Consider the following 6,153-nt stretch of genomic DNA (forward strand, 5'->3'; position numbering starts at 1 on the left):
CTGTAATTCACTGTAATTTTATAAAATCAATCCTGCGTAATAACTAAATTGCTCACGAAATTAATATAATAAAGCGTGGGAAGTGAACTACCCACGCTTTATATTTTCGTTACTTAACTCATTAACTATCGATTTGATTATTACCGCTTTCAATTAATTTCTTAATCATCTCTTCTGACTGGTTTTGCACATCGATCGCGGGCTCAGCAGATTTCGATGTATCTCCACTGAAAGCAATACTACTAGCTTCACTGTCTAAGTCTAAGGCTAGCAAATCCGTTTGTTCAGCATCGCTCAGTACATCATTGATTGTTAAATCCAATGGCTCTGACTCACTACTAACGGTATTGTCAGCAGCTAAGATACGACTTAAATCAATACTTTCATTTTGTGATACTTCATTACTGAAGGTAACACTTGATTCTGGTATCTCTGTCTGAGCTATGCTCTGATCTGCCTCTACACTGATTGATGCTGGATCATCATTAATATTGCCAGAGGAAAAATCCTGATTGTCTGTATCTTTAACAAGGTAATTTCCTGCTTGATCAATTGTTAAGAAATAATAATCTTCACCACTTAACAGGTCCAAGTCCAATAAGGATAATGTATAACTCCACTCACCGTTGGCGTCAGTTGTCGTACTTGGGTAACCTTCTAATACATCAAGATCAATTCCCAATAAGCCTACGCCAATTAAACTAGCTCCGATGATATATATTTCAGTTCCTGATGGTGCTTCTCCTTCTACAGATGGAAGTAGCAGACCCAATATACCAGGATTATAGTCCGTCACATTAAACTCAATAGGAGTGGTATCAACTATTAAGCCATTGCCTGATGCAGTACCCATGTTACCCGCAGCATCTTCGATACTAACACTTACCGTATACGTGCCATCCGATAACCCTGCAGGAAAATCACTGATATCATCTCCTAATGAAACAGACCAGTTACCATCATTATCGGTTGTAACTGTTTGCTGATAGCCGCCAAAGCTTATTACCACTTCTGAATTCGCTTCACTTGACGTTCCTGTGATCAGTGGGCTCGTATCATAAGTTAAAGCTAAGCCACTGGTAATGGCGACTTCTGGCACTACCGTATCTATGATGCCTGTACTTTGCGCTGACGATTCATTTCCTAACCCATCGTCAGCGCTGACATTAACAGTGTAAGTGCCATCAGCTAAGCCATTAATTACTTCAACACCCCAGCTACCATCGGCATTAGATGTTGTGGTCAGTGTTTGTGCATTACCAGCACTGTCAGTAACCAACACTGTCACTAAAGTGCCTGCCGGTGCACCACTGATAGAACCATTTATGGTCGGTGTCCAATCATTGGTAATCGCTGGTGTTGTTGCTGAGATTACAGGTCCTGTGTAATCCATATTGAGTGTAATTGTATCATTGCTGCTGTTACCTGCGGTGTCGGTGATCACAGCGCTGACCTGAGCATCACCTTCAGTAAGCGCCGTACTTGCAACAACGCTCCAGTTACCATTTTCAAGTACCTGGGTAGATACAGTTTGGCTAACACCATTGCTATCGAGTATTGTTACTTCAACAGTAGAACCCAACGGTGCATCAAGGCTGGTACCTGATATTAACGGAGTTGAATCAGCAGAAGACAATGCCGATGTTATTTCAAGTGTTGGCGCGGTTAAATCAATCACAAGTGATGTTGAAGCTGACGACGTTAAACCTAATTCGGTAACACTCGCTGAAACCGTATAGCTGCTCTCTAACAACGCTTGAGGGATCTCTACACTCCATACACCACTATTCAAAGTGGCGGTAAAGCTTTGTACATCACCACCGGCATTACTGATCACTAAATTAATAGTGCTGCCATTTGGCGCGTCACTCGTACCACTTATATCTGGGGTGGTATCATTTGTGGCCGCTAAAGGCGTAATGCCTATACTTGGGGCGCTAGTATTGAGCACGCCAGTTACACTATCTGATGTACTTGTATTACCTGCTAAATCGGTAACCGAGGCAACAACACTGATACTACCATCCTCTAAGTTATCTGGAACATCCACAGACCAACGACCATCAGCTTGTACTTGAGTTGTATAACTATAAGTTTGTGTACTGTCAGTTACATCAACACTGATCACTTTACCCGCGGGCTCATCGCTGCTACCTGTAATTGTTGGGGTTGCAAGATTTATTGTGCCTACAGCATCTACAGTCACAACTGGCGCAACGGTATCTATTTCACCGGCTGTTGTAACACTTGAAGTGAGCCCTGCTGCATCGGTAATTGATGCTGTAACATTGTACTCCCCCTCAGGAAGGGCATCGGCTTCAACTTGCCAATCGCCATTAATATCAACTACTGCGGTCAAATTATGGGTATCGCCATTACCGTCAACGATTACCACTGAAACCGTACTACCTTGTGCTTCATCAGTCGTTCCTGAGATTATTGGCGTAGCATCATTGACTAAGCCTTGGCTGGCCACTGTAATATTTGGTGAAACTGTATCTACGGTGATATTACCTGTACGCGTTGTACTATTTCCTGCTTGATCGGTAACCGTTGCAGTGACGGTATAGGTACCATCGGTGAGTGTACTCGCCGACACTTGCCACTGCCCAGTTTGTGCCACCGACGCTGTTAAGGTTTGCCCGTCTATAGTGACAGTAACCTCACCACCAGTTAAATTACTGGTGCCACTGATAAGCGGCGTATCATCACTGGTGCTCGCCGTTGCATTAAGGACTAAGCTTGGTGCAGTAGTATCAATTACACCACTAGCTGTTTGCTCGGTTAAGTTACCAACGCCATCGCGCACACTCGCTTGAACCGTATATTGTCCATCTCCTAAACTTTGTGGCACATTAACCGACCAACTGCCATTCGCTTGCACTGTCGCATTAAAGGTCTGTGTTGCAACTCCTTGCCCTGTGACCACAAGTGTTACTTGCGCACCTTCACCTAAATCAGTGGTTCCGCTAATCGTCGGGGTATTATCCATAGTCAGTGCAGGGGTCGATAACGTAAGTTCAGGCGCCGTATTATCAAAATCTAAGGTACTGATGGTGGTGGTATTACCTGCCGCATCAGTTGCAGAGGCTTCAACATACGCAAGGTTTAATAATGAAAGAGAGATGTTTAATACACTCCAATCACCATTTGCATCAACTGTTGCGGTATAAGGTAAACCAATTGCACCACCAACCAAATGATTAGTAATAGTAACTATACTCCCTTCAGGTAGGTCTGACGTACCAGATAATGAAACCAAGTTACCAAGTAAAAATGAGGGGACAATCGCCAGTTCTGGCGGTGTAATATCTATTTCTCCTCCAGTCTTACTGTCTTCCCCCTGATTACCAGCTATATCTGTGATCGTTGCTTTCACCGAATAGACACCTTCAGCTAATGCAGTGTTTGCTGCTGCTTGCCAATCACCTTGAGCATCCGTAGTAACGGTTACAATATGTTCAGTACCATTTGCATCCGTAAAGGTAGCTTCGACAGTGGCATTCGCTTCATTTGATGTACCACTAATAAGTGGTGTTGTATCTTGGGTTAATACCAAGCTGCTTTGGTCAATGGTGATCTCAGGGTTAAAACTATCTATAACAGCATTTGCAGTTTGCTGCCCAGCATTACCCGCAGTATCAGTGACCACAGCAGTAACAGTATAGGCACCTTCTGCAAGTTCTTGCGATGCTTCTACTTGCCATGTTAAATCAGCTGTCAGTGTTGTATTAACTGTATGACTGACACCTTGCGCATCGGTAAAGGTAACAGCAACGGTGTTCCCTGCAACAGCATTTAAAGCCGCCCCTGAAACAACCGGTGATTTATCTGCTGTGCTGCTTAATAAATCAATCAACACTGTTGGTGGAGTTAAATCTATTTCACCCGTTGTTTGAGCCGAATTGCTATTTCCGGCAATGTCAACAATAGTTGCAGCAACGCTATAATTCCCCTCTACAAGCTCAGTGCCAAGCGCAACTGACCATGTACCATCTCCTTTCACTGTGGCCTGAGCTGATTGTTCGGTGCCTTCACTGTCTGTGACCAACAATGTAACTATAGTGCCTTGCGCGGCGTCTGATGTACCACTAATTAATGGTGTTGTATCGTTTGTAATACTCGGTGTATTAACTATCAAAGTTGGTGCTGTTAAATCAACTGCTAAGCTAGTATTTGAAGATCCAGTTAAACCGTCTTCAGTGACTGTAGCTCTTACAGTGTAGCTGCCTTCAACAAGTGCTTCATTGACCTCAATACTCCATTGCCCAGCCGCAGCTTGCGTAATTAGTGTTTGTATAACAACACCTGCCGCTATTATTTCAATTGTTACGTCAGTGCCATCTCTTGCATCTGTAGTACCTGAAATGCTCGGTGTTGTATCTATTGTCGGCTGTAAATTTGCAATCGAGATGGTCGGTGCATTAGTATCTAATGTTACGGTATCAGTAGCCGATGCTTGATTACCAGCAGCATCGCTCACATTAGCTGTAATAGTAATCGCGCCATCATTCAATCCATCAATAACTTGTACCGACCAGCTGCCATCGGCTTGTACAACTGCAGTTAGTTGATAACTGTTTAAGTCATCACTGACATTGACCATCACCGTTGCGCCTATTTCATCACTACTGCCTGAAATAACCGGTGTATCATCATTAAATGTACCCAATCCATCCAAAGTTAAAGTGGGATCTAAGGTATCAACGGTACCAGTGCTCTGCGCTGTACCACTATTATTTGCTGCATCCGTTATGGTAGCTGTAACAGTGTAAGCACCATCGGCCACCACTGCGCTTGGACTTGCTGAGTAACTGCCATCGCCTTGCACTTGGGTTGTAAATTGCTGCCTGTCACCATTAGAATCAACCAAAACAATGACCACTTCAGTACCTTGTGGCTCAGTTGAAGTACCTGAAATTGTCGGGGTTGCATCATTAGTTACACCCAGATTCGTCATCGTCAATACTGGCGTGATAGTATCAATCGACAGAGTGGAAGATGCCGTTTGTTGATTACCAGCAGTGTCGGTAATAGTCACTTCTACTGGATATTCACCATCGCTCAATGCTGTTGGAATTGTTACCTGCCATGTTCCATCATTAGCAACTGCTGCTAGTAGAGTTTGCCCGTTAACCACAACAGATACTTCACCACCAATTTCATTACTACTGCCTGTTATCGTTGGTGTTGTATTAGCGGTTGGTTGTAAAGTATCGATAACTAAACTTGGTGCGACACTATCTACCACACCAGTGGTTTGTTCCGTAGTTAAGTTACCAACGCCATCGCGCACAGATGCGGTGACAGTATAAGCCCCCTCCGCGAGTGCTTGTGGCACAGACACCGACCAAGTTTGATCAGCTTGAACGGTTGCGCTAAATGTTTGAGTGACATTATCACTATCAACCACGGTCAAATTAATCACAGTGCCTTGGCCCATATCAGTGTCACCTGAAATGACAGGTGTTGTGTCATTGCTCAACGCGTCAACACTGACATTCAAATCAGGAGCTGTATTATCAAAATCAAGCGTGCTAACTGTCGTTGTATTTCCAGCTGCATCTGTAGCACTTGCAGTCACATACGCTAAGCTCAGTAACGGCACCGTTAAATTTAGTACTTCCCAGTTGCCATTTTCATCTGTAACTGCGGTATAAGGCAGCCCAACTAGACCTCCAACTAAATGATTCGTGATAGTTATTATACTCCCTTGCGGAAGATCCGACTCACCTGATAGTGACACTAAATTACCGAGTAAGAAGGATGGAATAACTCTAAGCTCAGGTGCCACGGTATCAACAACCCCACTATCACTGGCGGTGCCAGTATTCCCTGCGGCATCACTGAGACTGACACTGACACTGTAGTTGCCATCCGCTAATGCTTGGCTGGCTTCTGCCTGCCATTGACCATTGTCATCCGTTTGCACCGTCACACTGTGACTGCCATTGCTGTCAGTGAAGGTCACGATAATATCGCTGTTGGCTAAGTCTGATGTGCCCGTTACCAGCGGCGTGTTGTCATTCGTTAATTCTGGCGCGTCAATGCTCACCGTCGGTGCGATGGTGTCTATCTCACCGGTGGTTGTATTGCTGCCGGTGTTCCCCGCTGCATCGGTGATACTGGCGGTCACACTGTAGTCGCCTTCAC

1 protein-coding gene is annotated in these 6,153 nt (G+C 44.5%); it reads right to left on the reverse strand.

Going from position 1 to position 6,153, the window contains the following annotated elements; all coding sequences use genetic code 11:
* Window positions 1-121 precede the first annotated feature (121 nt).
* On the reverse strand, window positions 122-6,136 hold the full coding sequence (locus QMA12_RS07395; RefSeq protein WP_290210894.1) for an Ig-like domain-containing protein: 6,015 nt from the start codon (window positions 6,134-6,136) through the stop codon (window positions 122-124).
* Between the last annotated feature and the right edge of the window lie 17 nt (window positions 6,137-6,153).

The organism is Pseudoalteromonas sp. APC 3893 (genome assembly GCF_030408095.1).
Lineage (GTDB): Bacteria > Pseudomonadota > Gammaproteobacteria > Enterobacterales > Alteromonadaceae > Pseudoalteromonas.